Source organism: Pelagovum pacificum, assembly GCF_016134045.1.
Taxonomy (GTDB): Bacteria; Pseudomonadota; Alphaproteobacteria; order Rhodobacterales; family Rhodobacteraceae; genus Oceanicola; species Oceanicola pacificus_A.
The window spans coordinates 977550-990548 of the sequence record NZ_CP065915.1 but is presented as its reverse complement, the minus strand read 5'-3'; the positions used below and the strand labels follow the sequence as shown (position 1 = coordinate 990548).

Annotated in this window: 22 protein-coding genes; 12 read left to right on the top strand and 10 right to left on the bottom strand. The window is 61.4% G+C overall.

Annotation, left to right across the window (positions count from 1 at the left end):
* Positions 1–34 precede the first annotated feature (34 nt).
* The 9 genes from I8N54_RS05035 to I8N54_RS20345 all read right to left on the bottom strand — a co-directional run bounded on the left by I8N54_RS05035 (position 35) and on the right by I8N54_RS20345 (position 5180).
* Complete coding sequence (locus tag I8N54_RS05035) at positions 35–631, bottom strand: hypothetical protein (protein WP_232790433.1); 597 nt, start codon at positions 629–631, stop codon at positions 35–37.
* Positions 631–1506 (bottom strand): hypothetical protein, encoded by an 876-nt coding sequence (locus tag I8N54_RS05030; RefSeq protein WP_140193610.1) that lies wholly within the window; start codon positions 1504–1506, stop codon positions 631–633. The genes I8N54_RS05035 and I8N54_RS05030 overlap by 1 nt, the downstream gene beginning before the upstream one ends.
* Positions 1503–2102 (bottom strand): hypothetical protein, encoded by a 600-nt coding sequence (locus tag I8N54_RS05025; RefSeq protein ID WP_140193611.1) that lies wholly within the window; start codon positions 2100–2102, stop codon positions 1503–1505. Before I8N54_RS05025 ends, I8N54_RS05030 begins: the two co-directional genes overlap by 4 nt.
* Positions 2099–2863 (bottom strand): helix-turn-helix domain-containing protein, encoded by a 765-nt coding sequence (locus I8N54_RS05020; protein WP_198571751.1) that lies wholly within the window; start codon positions 2861–2863, stop codon positions 2099–2101. Before I8N54_RS05020 ends, I8N54_RS05025 begins: the two co-directional genes overlap by 4 nt.
* A 300-nt stretch (positions 2864–3163) precedes the next feature.
* Positions 3164–3451 (bottom strand): hypothetical protein, encoded by a 288-nt coding sequence (locus I8N54_RS05015; RefSeq protein ID WP_140193614.1) that lies wholly within the window; start codon positions 3449–3451, stop codon positions 3164–3166.
* On the bottom strand, positions 3448–4110 hold the full coding sequence (locus I8N54_RS05010) for a hypothetical protein (protein WP_197097498.1): 663 nt from the start codon (positions 4108–4110) through the stop codon (positions 3448–3450). Before I8N54_RS05010 ends, I8N54_RS05015 begins: the two co-directional genes overlap by 4 nt.
* 23 nt (positions 4111–4133) lie before the next feature.
* On the bottom strand, positions 4134–4406 hold the full coding sequence (locus tag I8N54_RS05005; RefSeq protein WP_140193616.1) for a hypothetical protein: 273 nt from the start codon (positions 4404–4406) through the stop codon (positions 4134–4136).
* A complete protein-coding gene (locus I8N54_RS05000; RefSeq protein WP_140193617.1) occupies positions 4403–4804 on the bottom strand; it encodes a hypothetical protein in 402 nt (133 codons plus the stop codon). The genes I8N54_RS05005 and I8N54_RS05000 overlap by 4 nt, the downstream gene beginning before the upstream one ends.
* 160 nt (positions 4805–4964) lie before the next feature.
* A complete protein-coding gene (locus I8N54_RS20345) occupies positions 4965–5180 on the bottom strand; it encodes a helix-turn-helix domain-containing protein (RefSeq protein ID WP_140193618.1) in 216 nt (71 codons plus the stop codon).
* Here I8N54_RS20345 and I8N54_RS04990 point away from each other — a divergent pair.
* The 6 genes from I8N54_RS04990 to I8N54_RS04965 all read left to right on the top strand — a co-directional run bounded on the left by I8N54_RS04990 (position 5179) and on the right by I8N54_RS04965 (position 8170).
* On the top strand, positions 5179–5574 hold the full coding sequence (locus I8N54_RS04990) for a helix-turn-helix domain-containing protein (protein ID WP_140193619.1): 396 nt from the start codon (positions 5179–5181) through the stop codon (positions 5572–5574). The two genes, I8N54_RS20345 and I8N54_RS04990, sit on opposite strands and share 2 nt — an antisense overlap.
* 304 nt (positions 5575–5878) lie before the next feature.
* The gene (locus tag I8N54_RS04985) at positions 5879–6076 is read left to right on the top strand and encodes a hypothetical protein (RefSeq protein WP_140193620.1); all 198 of its coding nucleotides are present in this window, start codon (positions 5879–5881) and stop codon (positions 6074–6076) included.
* Positions 6076–6465, top strand: a complete 390-nt coding sequence (locus I8N54_RS04980; RefSeq protein WP_140193621.1) for a hypothetical protein — start codon at positions 6076–6078, stop codon at positions 6463–6465. The genes I8N54_RS04985 and I8N54_RS04980 overlap by 1 nt, the downstream gene beginning before the upstream one ends.
* Positions 6466–6491: 26 nt before the next feature.
* Positions 6492–6821 (top strand): hypothetical protein, encoded by a 330-nt coding sequence (locus I8N54_RS04975; RefSeq protein ID WP_231592470.1) that lies wholly within the window; start codon positions 6492–6494, stop codon positions 6819–6821.
* Positions 6822–6853: 32 nt separating this feature from the next.
* Positions 6854–7708 (top strand): DUF2303 family protein, encoded by an 855-nt coding sequence (locus I8N54_RS04970; RefSeq protein ID WP_197097499.1) that lies wholly within the window; start codon positions 6854–6856, stop codon positions 7706–7708.
* Between the two features lie 66 nt (positions 7709–7774).
* Entirely contained in the window at positions 7775–8170 is a 396-nt protein-coding gene (locus I8N54_RS04965) for a MerR family transcriptional regulator (RefSeq protein WP_140193623.1), read from the top strand.
* A gap of 10 nt (positions 8171–8180) precedes the next feature.
* Here the strand turns inward: I8N54_RS04965 and I8N54_RS04960 are convergent, their stop codons facing one another.
* Entirely contained in the window at positions 8181–8348 is a 168-nt protein-coding gene (locus I8N54_RS04960; RefSeq protein WP_197097500.1) for a hypothetical protein, read from the bottom strand.
* A gap of 150 nt (positions 8349–8498) precedes the next feature.
* Here I8N54_RS04960 and I8N54_RS04955 point away from each other — a divergent pair, with 150 nt between their 5' ends.
* The 6 genes from I8N54_RS04955 to I8N54_RS04930 all read left to right on the top strand — a co-directional run bounded on the left by I8N54_RS04955 (position 8499) and on the right by I8N54_RS04930 (position 12880).
* Complete coding sequence (locus tag I8N54_RS04955) at positions 8499–8711, top strand: hypothetical protein (protein WP_140193625.1); 213 nt, start codon at positions 8499–8501, stop codon at positions 8709–8711.
* A 10-nt stretch (positions 8712–8721) separates the two neighbouring features.
* Positions 8722–8961: a hypothetical protein gene (locus I8N54_RS04950; RefSeq protein ID WP_140193626.1), complete on the top strand. Its 240-nt coding sequence runs from the start codon at positions 8722–8724 to the stop codon at positions 8959–8961.
* A complete protein-coding gene (locus tag I8N54_RS04945) occupies positions 8958–9587 on the top strand; it encodes an HNH endonuclease signature motif containing protein (protein ID WP_140193627.1) in 630 nt (209 codons plus the stop codon). Before I8N54_RS04950 ends, I8N54_RS04945 begins: the two co-directional genes overlap by 4 nt.
* A gap of 262 nt (positions 9588–9849) precedes the next feature.
* Positions 9850–10917: a site-specific integrase gene (locus tag I8N54_RS04940; RefSeq protein ID WP_140193628.1), complete on the top strand. Its 1068-nt coding sequence runs from the start codon at positions 9850–9852 to the stop codon at positions 10915–10917.
* Positions 10918–11560: 643 nt separating this feature from the next.
* A complete protein-coding gene (locus I8N54_RS04935; protein ID WP_140193630.1) occupies positions 11561–11875 on the top strand; it encodes a hypothetical protein in 315 nt (104 codons plus the stop codon).
* A gap of 144 nt (positions 11876–12019) precedes the next feature.
* The gene (locus I8N54_RS04930; protein ID WP_140193631.1) at positions 12020–12880 is read left to right on the top strand and encodes a DUF3800 domain-containing protein; all 861 of its coding nucleotides are present in this window, start codon (positions 12020–12022) and stop codon (positions 12878–12880) included.
* Positions 12881–12999: the final 119 nt, after the last annotated feature.

Here is a 12999-nt window from a genome sequence, read left to right as displayed (position 1 = left end):
GGATCTACCGCAGGGCTGCCAATGGACGGCGATCTCAGGTTGATGATTGCTCGAGCCGCCGATCGATGTCCGCCTTCGCGTCTTCCACGGACGCGAACCGTTGTCCATTCGCCGTTAGGTGATCTCCACCGTCCCTAACGACAGTGCCTCGGTAGACGGTTGATCGGTCTGCGTGATCGTCCCCGATGGGAGAAATCAGAGCGTTCGACTGAACTAGCACCGGGCGCGCGGATGCGACCGAGCCATCGCCAGTCGTCTCCTGGCCGGCATCGAAAACCGCAACCTGGACCAATCCCAGATGCGCAATCGCGAGCAGCACGAGACCGCCTGTAGAGATCGCACCGCCGACTGCCAATCCAACGACGAGTGATGTCGCGCCGGAGGCCGAGCCTGAAGTGGTCCCAGCGTCACGAGCAATCCACAACAGCACAGCCACCAACACGCCGGTAAAGATCACCAGCCAGGCGACACCTCGTAGCGCACGAAATACGGTTCTGGATGAGTCTAGGTCGCTCATCGCCCTCACATACCCTGAGAAGTTCAAGGCCACGTTCGTAAAGCTATCGTCGCGAAACAGGGTGATGCAACCTCCGACGCCATCGCGTCCCAACATCACGCTCGAAAGGCGCATCATCGGCCTGCAAGCGGTCGCCCGGTCCAGCTGCGCAGTGGCGGGATAGGTTTCCAGTCCGGTTTTCGGAGGTCCTGACCCCACGGCTGCTGCGGAGGCATAAGGTCGTTGATGTTGGTGTGTCTCAGAACAGACGATGACTGGAGGGCGCGGCGGACATGCGAGAGGGCGAACCACCAATCACGATAAACCGCGCGCGCATGCGCAATTGTAGACCACGATGGAGCGTACTCGCACGGCGTCCAGTTGATGACCCTCCGCCGACGACGCCCCCTGTAGCGAACCTCGATTTCCTCGAGCGCCTGACTACTGGCGACTTCACCAGGTCGGCGGCGGGTCCAGTCCAGAGGTACAAGCTTGGGCGTCGCCCCCGGCATCCAATCCGGCGTCAGTCCAGTCCGAGCGCACTCGGCGACCTTGATTGCTACGAACCTCCCGCCGAGCAATCCCGGCAGCCCAGCGAGTATGCCTGCAATCGCCTCAGCATCTTCGTGCGGCTCGCTGCGGCCGATCGACGTGTCGATGCGCACGCCACCGAGCTTCGCCCGTTCGATCAGCACGTGTTCCATCCCGAACCCGAACCCCCGCTCCTCCGCCGGTCGGTTGTCCGGTAGCTCGAGGTGCACCTTCTCGCGCCGGAACGCCCATTCCAGCGCCTGCTGGACGGACATCTCGGCCGGGACAGTACGGCGCTCGGCGCGAACGGGTACGCCCGAGCGTTCGCGCGGCAGAGCGATCTTGTCCGGCCAGTCGAGCGGCTGCCGCTCTGCCGGCGCTGCCTTGCGCTTGACGGTCGCCCTGCCCTGCCCGAGGGCCTCGTCGATCAGCCGCCGGTCCTCGTCGCTTATCCTGCGCGTCATCGTTTCTCCGATCATGCCTCTTGCCCCTTCGCCCCGCGCTCCTGCTCGACCAATTGCTCGAGGTAGTCCCGCTTCTCCCGGTACCGCCGCACCCAGTCCCGGTCCTCGGCGTCGACCTCCCGGCCCGCCGCGATCCGCTCCTCGATGATGGTCAGCTTCCGGCGGTTGCGTTCGGAGCGCTCGAAAACTTGCCGACGATCTGCGGGCGTGACCGGAGGCCGCTTGTGGCGTTGAAACCAGACCCACGTCTCGACCAGCGTCCGCTCGTTGATGGCCTTCGGCCCCTCGATCGAGCCGAACCAGCGGCGCAGCGCCGGCAGCTCCTCGATCGGGCGCGGCTCGGCCATCTCGGCATAGGCGCGGAAGCTCGCGAGCTCCGGCCAGCAGTCGCGTGCCTTGCCCTGCCCCTTCGCCTGCAGCGCCTCGCGGACCCGGGCCAGCCCCTCGTCGCTGAGATAGGCGAGCTCGTCGCAGACCTGGTCGAGGATCGCCTTCTGCCGCTCGGCGGTGACGTTGGCCGACTTGCGGAAGCCAAGCGGCTCGAGCAGCAGGCGGCGCACCCGGTCGCGCTTCGTCTCGGCGGTCTGGGTCGGCGTGCTGTCGGTGGTCATGGCGCTGATCCCTTCTCGGCACCGACGCCGGCGGTCTCGCGCTCCGCGTCGGTCAGCAGGCCGGCGGCGAGGACGTGGCCGCGCACCCACGGCTGCAGCTCGGCGATCGCGTCGGTGTGGCCGTCGCGGAACCGGGCGACCGCGCGCTCGGCCTCGGCGACGACGTTCGGGTTGTCGGAGAGTTTCGAACCTGGCGAACGCGGCGAGCCGCCTCGCGCGCCTGCACGTGTGTGGGCGCGCGCCTCCTGGTTCAGTTCTGGTTTAGCTATATTATGGGGGATGACAGATCTGGCACCCTTTTTGGACAAAATTGGCACCCTTTTGCCATCCGAAAGGGGGCCAGATTTGACACCTTTTCCGCTCTCAAAGGAGGCCATTTCTGACACCCTTTCGGAGCTGGAATGGGTGCCATTTCTGTCACCCTTTATGACGACCAGCCGGTTGCGGAAGCGGAAGCGATAGTCTGAGCCGCGCCCCCGGCCCTTCACCGACCGCACGAGCCAGCCCTGGTCGACCAGCTCGGCGATCGCGCGCTTGAGCGTCCGCTCGGAGATGCCGAGATTGTCGACCATGTCGCTGAGGCGGGGATCGCAGCGCATGCTCTGGCGGTTCGTGTGCGCCAGCACGAGCTCGTGGCCGACCATGCGGGCGGTCATGCTGAGCGAGACGTCCCGGCGCACGTCCTTCAGCCAGAGGAAGCGGCCCTGCAGCCACTCGTCCGACCCGATCAGGCGGCCGTCCTGTTGTCCTGATGCCTGCATGCCTTGCCGTCCGTTCCGCCCCCGCCGGGGTCTTCTGAAGGTGCAGCGTCCCGGGCGATGGGCGGCAGTTCCGCCGCCCACCACTCGGCACACGCCATGAGCTCGCGCGCCGACGGCCGGGCGCACAGATGCGCGCCCGCGCCGTCCAAGAAAGGTCCGATCCAGAGACCGAACAGGGTGTGGGAGAGAGCGCCGACAGGCGGGCCACGGGCGGGCCGGTACCGCAGGAGCTGGTAGCAGCGGCCGTTGTGCTCGGCCTGGCCGACGTCAGCACTGATCCGGCGCCAGGTGAGGATGGGCTCAGGCATTGGCCGCCCCCCTGGCAGAGAGCTCACGCCGCGCAGCCTCGAGGATCGCGTTGCAGAACGTGGATGGCCTGCTGCGCTCCCAGTGGCGCGCCGGAAAGTTGCACGTCACGGTCATGTCCGCCGTCCAGGGCAGCGGCACAAAGCAAGCGAGCAGCAGGTCCTCGGCACGCGGGTTTATCGGGTCGACCACCAGCGTGTCGAACTGGCGGTCGGCCTCGGATAGGGTCAGGCGGAGAACGGCCTCGCTCAGCTCGAAGTCGGCATGAAATTTGCGCCTCATGTCCGCGCTCCCTCCAGCAACGGCGCTGAGCCGGGTTCCAGCTTCGGAGCAGTCGGATAATCGCCCGGCAACTCGAGCCGTTTTCGCGTGCCGGGCGGAATCCAGTCGAAGACCGTCTCTAGCGCGCGGTCGGCACCAAGCCAGACTAGCCAGCAGTAGGCCGTCGCCGTGCTACCCTTCGCGTCGAGGCGCCCTTTCGCCATCGGGACGCGTTCGCAGAACTGCAGGACATGCGTCGGTCGATCGTCGGCGAACAGTTCCCGATACCGCTCTCCGCCTTCCAGGAACGACGTCCGGACCAGCATGGCGACCCCGGCCGCTGCACGCATGCGGGCAAGCTGGATGAACGGCAGCGCCAGCCGGAATGGCGGATTGGTGATGATCCAGTCGTCAGCATCCCGGTGCGGCGGCGACAGCAGAAAGTCCCAGATCTCGCAGAGACCCGTCCAGCCGTGGTCGTGAACATCAGACGCCCAAACATCGCCAAAGTATTCCGCCAGCGGACGCGCCATATCGCCCTGCCCGCACGCCGGCTCAGTAGCGCGCAGTTGGTCGATCGGCTGCCCCTGCCCCTGCAGCCACTCGCAGAGCGCGCGGGTTGCCCAGGGCGGCGTCGGAAAGAAATCCAGGCTGTCGTGTGCCTCGTGGCGTTGGGCCATGACGGCAGACGATCGGTTCTGCGTCACACATCACCCCCGAGGTTCTCCAACTCCTCGTCAATCCGGAGGAGCATGCCGTGAGTGGTCGTCGGAGGATCATCGCCCCGAAAGTGCATGTGCCGCCCGGATCGACGGAACCGGTCCGACCATCCCTTCTTGTTCGCGATCGACGAAATGCGGCTGCGATCTTCCTCGAGGGCCTCGGCGACCTCTCGCATCGTGCAGTTCCAGCCGATCGGGGTGCAGTGCCCCCAGATCCGGTAGGCCAACGCCTCGGAACGCGGTGACAGCTTCATTTCCCGCCCCCCAATGTCGTGACCTTCGCCGGGTCCCGCGTCAGCGGCTCGAGCACCTCCATCAGGTGCTGTGCCGCAGGCCGCAGCGCCGCGGCTTCGCGATGATCGACATGACCATCTGCGAATGCGTCAGCGAGCTTGGCCGTGAGAGACCCAAGGGCACCAAGCACTTGCATGTGTTCCGGATCGTCGGTGCTGCCGTCTTTGGCTGACTGACCGCAGACGGCCAGAATGTCGCTGGTGAAGGACGGGCCGAGAACCGAGCAGAGCGAGAGAAGTGCAGCATGCCCCGGCGTCGAGCCCTGCACGTAGCTCTCGAGCGTCCTGGTCGGAATACCGGTTGCATCGCTGAGACCGGCGAAGGAATACCGCCTGCCACGTCCGACCCGGAGACGCATCGCATCCTCCACTGACCGAGCCGCAGCATCTTGCGAGATCAGGGGGCGCTTACTCATGGGCGGCGCCCCAGCGACCAAGTACGATGTTGGTATGAGAACCGCAGAGACATCAAGCTGCCCCTTGGCATTTCGCCGACCAGGATATGCAGTCTTCGCACGATCACGACGCTGCTCTGGCTTTGGGATCTGCGGGCACCCACGAAGAAGCCGGGACCTCGCCTTGGGTGAACCGCTCAATCTCAAACGCGAAACTGATAGTCGGCATCAGGGAACCACCCTCAAGGCGGCTGATGATGGACTGATCCCGCCCCAGGGCCTCTGCGAGTGCCCGCTGGGAGAGGCCGGTCCTTTTTCGATATGCGGCTAGGCTGCTCATGTCGGATATGATGCACCTTATGCATCTGCAAGACAAGACCCGTGATGCACGTGGTGCGTTTGCCGGAATCCGCGACGTGGCGCATTATTTGGGCATGAACCTGACGCGGCTCAGACAGGCCAAGGGCCTTAACCAACGCGAACTCGCTGATATGATCGGTGTGAACCAATCGACGATACAGCGGGCTGAAGCCATGCACCCGTCAGCCAAGCTGGACACTTACAAGAAGTGCGCCGAAATCTTGGGCGTCAGTCTAGCAGACATATTCTCAGACGACCGCTCCGCCGTAGAGCTCCAATTGGTTAAGTCGTTCCGCGCGATACCGGAAGATCAGCGGGATCGTGTTCTTTCGATCCTCGATCTGGTGCGCGGAGATGGTGCTCCGCAAGTCTAAGAAAACGATTAAGCTGGTCCTCAGTAAGCGAAGCGATACCAGCGACGAAGATAACTTCTTTCTTCATTCGCACCCCCAAAAGGCATCTTACGCATACTGGATCAAACCGTGAACGTCCAGACACCAGCCTAAGTAGCAAGGGTCCAGCGGCACCATATAATTACCCATGGCGTGCTGCATCTTGCCCGAATCGGATTTTATGAGCCGCTTTCGTTTGATGCATATCATGCAATTTCGTCATTGACGACATGATGCACGTTATGCATTAACTGCTCCCGCAGTAGCCACAGAGGCTGCAGGGGAGATGAATTTGATACACTCCAAGCTGAAACGAAACGCGGCGGGCAACATGATGTGCCTCGCCGAGATGATGGTGGCCGCCAATGCTCGCCGGCGGGCAGCTCGCCGCAACGAAATGCTCGCGGACCTCCTTCGCTTCGCCGTACCAGTCACCTTCCTCGCCATCCTCTTCGCCGCCACCCTCTACTCGCGGTGGTTCTGATGGCGTGCTGTTCACCTCCAGCCCCGCCCCGTGACGAGGTCCGGCCACCGCCCCCGCAAGAGGACGTCGAGGCCGTCGACGCGCTCGCCGATATCACCACCCCCGATCCCTACACCGCCGCCGACAAGGCCGCGAACCTCGACCGCCACCGGGACATCCTCGAGCGGCTCAGTGCTGCCCCGGACGCCGCGCAGCTCGCGATCCGGGCGGACGATGCTGCGGCGCTGCTGACAACGGCCGAGCAGGTCCTGTCAGACGCGCCGACATACTCCGACGCGATGATCGCCGCTGCCGCAGAGACCGTGCTGTCCCTGTCCCGCGACGAAGCGCGGCGCAAGCGCGCGTGGGGCCTGCGCAACCTGATCCATCGCACGAAATGCACCCCTTAACATTCTGATCCCAAAGGAGACTGGCCGTGGCCAAACCCGAAGAGATGAACTTCCTCACCTTCCTGCAGACCTTCCGGCGCGGCCAGCTGGTGTCCGAGGGTGACGACCGGCTGCACGAGCTGATCGAGGCGATCGGCGAGACCAGTGGTTCCGGGTCGCTGACGCTGAAGATCGACTTCAAGACCAACAAGGCCGGCCAGCTCGAGACCACCCCCACGATCACGATCAAGAAGCCGTCCAAGTCCATCGGAACCGGGATCTACTGGCCCACGATCGACGGCCTCCTGAGCCGGAGCGATCCGAACCAGGCCGACATCGAAGACTACATCGGCGCCCGGTCGGGCACCGACGAATGACCCTGCCACCTACCGCAATCGAGGAGACCGACATGGCACCGCCCACCGACCCCGAAACACTCACCGAGCTGCCGCTGATCGGCTACAGTCCCGACGCGCTCGCGGCCGTTCTCGACGGCGCACGCATCGCCGATCCGGAGCGCGAAGGCTTCAACGGCGCCAAGGTTTTCTTGCTGCCCGAGGGGCACCAGCTGAAGGAGCTTCCCGACCCGCACGCCCTGCCCCCGAGCATTCGACAGTCGGTCACGCTCGATGACGCGGCGAGCCACATCACCTACGTCAACCGGTTCAGCGCCGAGACGTCGGTCCTGATTGCCGACTATGACGCAGGGCGCATCCAAGCGCGCCTCGACTGGCACGGCCACAACCAGCACGACGCCCCGCTCTCCGCGCGCCACGATCAGCACAATGCAACCTTCAAGCTGCTGCCGTCCGAAGAGTTCACTCGCTGGAACAGCATCGCAGACAAGCTGCAGGAGCAGACCGACTTCGCCCTGTTCCTCGAAGAAAACGCGAGCGACATCGTCGACCCGGAGCCGGGCGTGATGATCGAGATCAGTCGCGACCTCGAAGCATCCCAGGGCGCGAAGTTCCGGTCGAAGGCGCGGCTCGACAACGGCGATCGCACGTTCACCTATGAGCAGGACACCGTCGTCAAAGGCGACATCACGATCCCGACGAGCTTCACCCTCGAGATCCCGCTCTACCACGGCGAGGAGCCGACGCAGCTCGAATGCCTGTTCCGCTGGCGGCCGACGCCTGACGGTCTGCTCCTCGGCTTCCGCTGGCGCCGCGTCGAGTACGCGCGCCGCTCCCACTTCAATGCCATCGCGACGCGCATCGCCGAAGAGACCGGCCTCCCACTGTTCTTCGGCCGCACGGCCTGACCCATCGGTGCGGGCCGGAGCTCCGGCCCCATCCCATGTGCCAGGCGACCACGGAGGATCGACCACATGAAAACTATCAGCGAAGTCTGCGAGACCTACGGCCTCACGACGCGGACATTGCGCCACTACGAGGCGAAGGAGCTGCTCACGAGCCATCGAGCGAAGAGCGGACACCGGCAGTACTCACCGTCACAGATCGCGCGGCTTGAGATGATCCTCGAGGGCAAGCGGCTTGGCCTCACGCTCGACGAGATCTGGAAGGCACTTCAGCAGAACGACGGCGCGCTCGTGATTCGTAAGCGGAAGCTTGTGGCGCTGCGCGCGGCTGCGCTCGAGGAACTGCATGGGATCGAGCGTAGGCTTCAGGACCTCTGCGCGCTCCTGCGCGAGGAGCCGGCATATGGCGACCGGGTCGTGGTTCAGCCGAGTTTGCTTACCGCTGAGCAAAGAGGTGCAGCATGATGCATGCCACTCAGACGTCCGTATCGTTATCGAGACCTTTCATCACCAGCACTGCAGCTAGCGCTAAAGGGCCGAGCACACCGCCCAGCAGAAACCAAGACATCACGCGCCGCCCCTTGAACTCCGCGACGACGGCAGTGGCCACGGCTGACCCCAACCAGGTCAAAATCCAGATCATACCGCGACTCTCCATTGCTGTCGGACTCAGTCACGAAACTGCCGTTCCATACGCCCAGCTGACTGATCAGGTGGTCGAGGCCTCAAGACAGGCTAGCGATGGTGACCTAGCGGCAATAGTTGCGGTGACAAGTGGCCAAGGTCCGTCGGCATGACGATCCTCTCGATCATCCTGTTCAGCGTCATCGTGCTGCTCCACGCCTGCGCATTGGCGCTTGCCATCCTGTGCGGCAGCCTGATGGCCCGCCTGTCCCCCGCCACCACCGACAAAACCATCGAAGACCTGCAGTTCGCTATCCGGCTTTGGGGCTTCGTGTCCCCGTGCCTGACCGCCGCCGGCATCGCCCTGTCGCAGGCCATCTGAGGATCCGCAAATGACAAAGAACAAGCTCACCGACCTGAACGATCACCTGTTCGCGCAGCTCGAGCGCATGTCCGACGAGGCCATGAGCACTGAGCAGCTCGAGCAGGAGACCAAGCGAGCGACCGCGATCGTGTCGCTGTCCGACCAGATCATCGAGGGTCAGAAGCTTCGCCTGCAGGCCGCGAAGCTGTTCGCGGACCACGGCGCCGAGATCCTTCCGCACCTGCCGCAGATCGGGAATTCGGAATGAAGGGCAAGGCGATCTCATACACCGAGCTCGAGCTCGCCTTCGTCAGTGTCCGTCGAGACCTGCCGAGGCGCGAACTGCACCGGCAGTTTCAGCGTACGTTCGGGCGTCCGGAAATCACGGTGGATCACCTGAAGTCGCTCTGCACGCGGCAAGGTTGGAAGACCGGTCGCGACGGGCGGTTCGTGCCCGGACAGGTCGCCATGAATAAGGGTAAGTCCATGCCGTTTCACCCGAACAGCGCCAGGACTCAGTTCAAGCCAGGACGCGAGCCTCACAACACGAAGTACCTCGGCCACCGCAGGATATCGAAGGACGGTTATGTCGAGGTCAGCGTCGCCGAGACCAACCCGCACACCGGCTATGGCCGCCGGTACGTCCAGGAACACCGCTGGCTTTGGGAGAAGGCAAATGGACCGGTGCCGGACGGGCACTGCCTCAAGTGCCTCGACGGCGACAAGACCAACACCGACCCGGCGAACTGGGAAGCCTTGCCTCGCGCGCTACTCCCCCGGCTCAACGGGCGGTTCGGTCGGGGCTATGACGACGCACCGGCCGAGTTGAAGCCGACCATCCTCGCGATCGCGAAGCTCGAGCACCAAGCGCGCGAGGCGAAGAAAGTCAAATGATCGGCGCTCTGAAACAACGCCACCAGCGGCGTCATCGAGTTGGCCGGAGGTGAACTCAAATGCCAGCTGAAACAGGAAGCACGATATTCGACAGCGCGAAGACGCCAGAGGAATGGTGTCGGCACTTCGAACACCGCGGCATGACAATTTCGCCGAGGACCCTACGGAGCGCCGCGCGGAAGGCCGGCGCTTGCCACCTTATGGGTAAGGGCGCCATGCTTATCACACCCGATCAGATGGATCGTATCCTGGAGGGCAGGCTATGCCGCTCGAACCATACCAACGAGGCAAGACGTGGTGGGTCCGCGGCCGCATCGAATACGATGGCCAGCCAGTCACCGACTACTTCCGCAGCAGCACAGGCGCATCTTCAGAAGCAGGCGCAAGGGCGTGGATCTCAGAGGAGACGGAGCGGCAAGTCCGTCGTTACCTCCTTGGCGACGAAGCGAGCCTGACCTTCGCCGACGCGGTGCTGCTTTACCCTGCGAAGCCGGCCGAGGCGAAATTCCTTCTGAAGGTACTGCCTGAGCTCGGCCACCTGCCAGTGAAAAAGATCACGCCACAACAGGTCAGGGATCTTGGTTCGAAGCTCTACCCGAGCGCCGCGACAGACACCTGGAAACGTCAGGTGATCACGCCGGTGTCCGCCGTCATCAACCACGCCCACGATCTCGGAAAGTGTCCGCCGATCCGCATCAGGGGGTACTCGTCGCAGCAGCGCATCGATCAGGACAAGCTCCGAGGAAAGCAGAGCCGCCTTCCAAAAAATGCCGGCAGCTGGCCTTGGATACGATCGGTGCAGGCGCACTCCAACGTCTATGTATCAGCGGGACTGGAGTTCATGTTCGAGACTGGGTGCCGGATCGGACAACTTGTCGAAATTCGACCGAAGGACCTCGACCTGATGAAGCGTCGCGTCTGGCTCCAGGCTCAGAAGGGACATGACGCTCAGTGGGTCGCCATATCGACCGAGATGGTCGTCACTTTAGCCAACCTCAAGCCCAGGCGCCCGCACAACCGCCGAGATGGCTATCGGCTGGATGCACGGGTCTTTGGTTACTCGAATCGATCGGGCTTCACGTCCGCGCTCAAGACGGCATGTAAGGCGGCCAAGGTCGAATACCTGTCGCCACACCAGGCGGGGCGACATGGATTCTACACCGAGCTGCGGGTGCGACAGGGCGTTGATAGCCTCAGCGCCGCGCGAGCTGGCCGCTGGTCGAATGCTGCGCTGCCGGACCGGGTCTATGCGAGGGTCGAAATGTCAGACAGTGAAGCTCGTGAACACATTAGGTCAACGGGCTCTGTAGCGCGATCCCGAACACAATAACGATCTGCCCCGCAGGGCTGCCGCGGGCAAATTGCACAAAGCTGAAAGCGGCCAGTCAGCGCTCGCAAGAGATATTGATGAGATGCGCTACGTTGCGGACTTGGACGTAGAGTTGGCTTTGGTTCAGTTGCCGGACGGTCATGTTGTAGGGCTCTTGTAGTCCGTTCGCTCGCACAATCTGACCTCTGAACCGTACGGCGCCTGGTTCGATGTCGGGGGCGTAGTCGTATTGACCTCCGCCCTGGATACCGACCTGCCCCAATGCGAAGTTGAAGTAGTAGCCTTGCATCTGGAATTGGCCATCGGGGTCCGCTGACAGCTGGTACTCCCAGTAGTGCTTATCTTCGGGGTTGCCGCTTACCGGCTCTACCGAGTGCCGACAAAGGTACTGTCCCGCAACCGATGACAAGTGGTCTGCATTGGCGGCCTGCGAACACGTCATCGCAAGCAGGGTAGAAAAAACCAAAAACCGCAAAGGCAAGAGACTCCTCCGTTGGTCGACAGAGCATCAGAGTGATGTTCGATTCTGCGTCACCTTTGTTAGCACGCCATATCAATTGGAAGAATATTTGTTTGCGAACTAAGCTTTGACAAGATCGGTCCTTCGGAACAAGCTTGACCAACTTTCTTGAGGAGAATCAATATGACTGATGAATATTGCGTAACATTTCGCATAGCGAACATGACGGTGAACGGAAAATCCTACCATGAGAGATACGGCTCCATTTTAGAGAACGCTGATGAGGGGAAAGGATTTTGGGCCGAACCGACGTCATTCCTCCTTATCGCTTCGGATCTAAGCACCGAGCCCTTTTCGCGGAAGGTCGTTCAGGGCCTTAGCAAGCAACACGACATGGCATTCATCTTTGATCCGTCCGACATGTCCGCCTGCTACTTCGGAGCAGTTGAACACGAAGCAATCTTGCTGAGCTTTTTCCCAAACGCTAAGAAGATCTGATCAACTCAAATTTTGGCGCGCGCCTTGTTAGCTAATTCTGCCCGCCTCGCAATTAAATTTTATCGTCGTCCGCCATTCGCTCGCGAGTGGATTTCTTGACGCGATCCGGTTGACTTCTGTCGGACCTCAGCATGCAGTGGCAACATGGCGAAGAGAAACTACATCATATACAGCGATGAATCGGATCGAAAAGGTAAGTACTTTTCCAATTTCTTTGGGGGCGTATTGCTCAAGGCTGAAGATAGAGAAGAAATTGACGCACTGCTTACTGCAAAAAAGATCGAACTCAACCTTAACGGCGAAATCAAGTGGGAGAAGGTAACAGCCAACTATCTAGAAAAATATAAAGAATTTATCTCTTTCTATTTCACATTTGTGGCAACCTCACGCCTTCGAATTCGGCTCATGTTCACGCAAAATATTCACGTCCCCAAAGGCCTAACGCGCGAACAGGTTGATGAGCAATATCTACGCTTGTATTATCAGTTTTATAAGCATGGGTTCGGAATAAAGTACTGCAATCCCAATAGCCTAGATCGAGTCTATTTCCACATCTTTCCAGATCAATTGCCTGAGAGCTCTGCGAAGATTGCGGACTTCAAGTCACGGGTAAGCAACATACCAAACGCTAACGATATGCGTGGTATAAACGTCTTCATACCGAAGCGCCACATTAACGATATTGATTCATCACAGCACGTAATACTGCAAGGACTAGACATTATTCTAGGATCGGTCTGCGCCCAATTGAATGGAAAGCTCTACATCAAGCCAGAGGGCGCCCGTCGAAGAGGCAAGAGAACCATCGCAAAAGAGAAGCTATATCGACATATTAATTCAGAGATACAGAATATCACACCTCGACTATTCAACATTGGAGCCAACACTGGTTCGCCCAACGGACCGACTGACCGTTGGGATAATCCATATCGCCATTGGCTATTCAAGCCCACTGATCATGAGGTAGACCTAAGGTTCGCTAAAGGCGGAAATAGGGTTGGATAGATGGGCCCGACCAAAGTCTACATGAGCGATCCAAGTGGAACTTGGACTTTCGACCAAGGAGGGGCCCGTAGACAACATAGTGTGCTCACAGGGCTTCGGCAAGCTACTTATTGCGCTTC

Excerpts from the sequence above, each read along its gene's own strand:
- I8N54_RS05035 (WP_232790433.1), bottom strand. The coding sequence starts at position 631 with ATGCGCCTTTCGAGCGTGATGTTGGGACGCGATGGCGTCGGAGGTTGC.
- I8N54_RS05030 (WP_140193610.1), bottom strand. The coding sequence starts at position 1,506 with ATGATCGGAGAAACGATGACGCGCAGGATAAGCGACGAGGACCGGCGG.
- I8N54_RS05025 (WP_140193611.1), bottom strand. The coding sequence starts at position 2,102 with ATGACCACCGACAGCACGCCGACCCAGACCGCCGAGACGAAGCGCGAC.
- I8N54_RS05020 (WP_198571751.1), bottom strand. The coding sequence starts at position 2,863 with ATGCAGGCATCAGGACAACAGGACGGCCGCCTGATCGGGTCGGACGAG.
- I8N54_RS05015 (WP_140193614.1), bottom strand. The coding sequence starts at position 3,451 with ATGAGGCGCAAATTTCATGCCGACTTCGAGCTGAGCGAGGCCGTTCTC.
- I8N54_RS05010 (WP_197097498.1), bottom strand. The coding sequence starts at position 4,110 with ATGGCCCAACGCCACGAGGCACACGACAGCCTGGATTTCTTTCCGACG.
- I8N54_RS05005 (WP_140193616.1), bottom strand. The coding sequence starts at position 4,406 with ATGAAGCTGTCACCGCGTTCCGAGGCGTTGGCCTACCGGATCTGGGGG.
- I8N54_RS05000 (WP_140193617.1), bottom strand. The coding sequence starts at position 4,804 with ATGCGTCTCCGGGTCGGACGTGGCAGGCGGTATTCCTTCGCCGGTCTC.
- I8N54_RS04990 (WP_140193619.1), top strand. The coding sequence starts at position 5,179 with ATGTCGGATATGATGCACCTTATGCATCTGCAAGACAAGACCCGTGAT.
- I8N54_RS20345 (WP_140193618.1), bottom strand. The coding sequence starts at position 5,180 with ATGAGCAGCCTAGCCGCATATCGAAAAAGGACCGGCCTCTCCCAGCGG.
- I8N54_RS04985 (WP_140193620.1), top strand. The coding sequence starts at position 5,879 with ATGAATTTGATACACTCCAAGCTGAAACGAAACGCGGCGGGCAACATG.
- I8N54_RS04980 (WP_140193621.1), top strand. The coding sequence starts at position 6,076 with ATGGCGTGCTGTTCACCTCCAGCCCCGCCCCGTGACGAGGTCCGGCCA.
- I8N54_RS04970 (WP_197097499.1), top strand. The coding sequence starts at position 6,854 with ATGGCACCGCCCACCGACCCCGAAACACTCACCGAGCTGCCGCTGATC.
- I8N54_RS04965 (WP_140193623.1), top strand. The coding sequence starts at position 7,775 with ATGAAAACTATCAGCGAAGTCTGCGAGACCTACGGCCTCACGACGCGG.
- I8N54_RS04960 (WP_197097500.1), bottom strand. The coding sequence starts at position 8,348 with ATGATCTGGATTTTGACCTGGTTGGGGTCAGCCGTGGCCACTGCCGTC.
- I8N54_RS04955 (WP_140193625.1), top strand. The coding sequence starts at position 8,499 with ATGACGATCCTCTCGATCATCCTGTTCAGCGTCATCGTGCTGCTCCAC.
- I8N54_RS04950 (WP_140193626.1), top strand. The coding sequence starts at position 8,722 with ATGACAAAGAACAAGCTCACCGACCTGAACGATCACCTGTTCGCGCAG.
- I8N54_RS04945 (WP_140193627.1), top strand. The coding sequence starts at position 8,958 with ATGAAGGGCAAGGCGATCTCATACACCGAGCTCGAGCTCGCCTTCGTC.
- I8N54_RS04940 (WP_140193628.1), top strand. The coding sequence starts at position 9,850 with ATGCCGCTCGAACCATACCAACGAGGCAAGACGTGGTGGGTCCGCGGC.
- I8N54_RS04935 (WP_140193630.1), top strand. The coding sequence starts at position 11,561 with ATGACTGATGAATATTGCGTAACATTTCGCATAGCGAACATGACGGTG.
- I8N54_RS04930 (WP_140193631.1), top strand. The coding sequence starts at position 12,020 with ATGGCGAAGAGAAACTACATCATATACAGCGATGAATCGGATCGAAAA.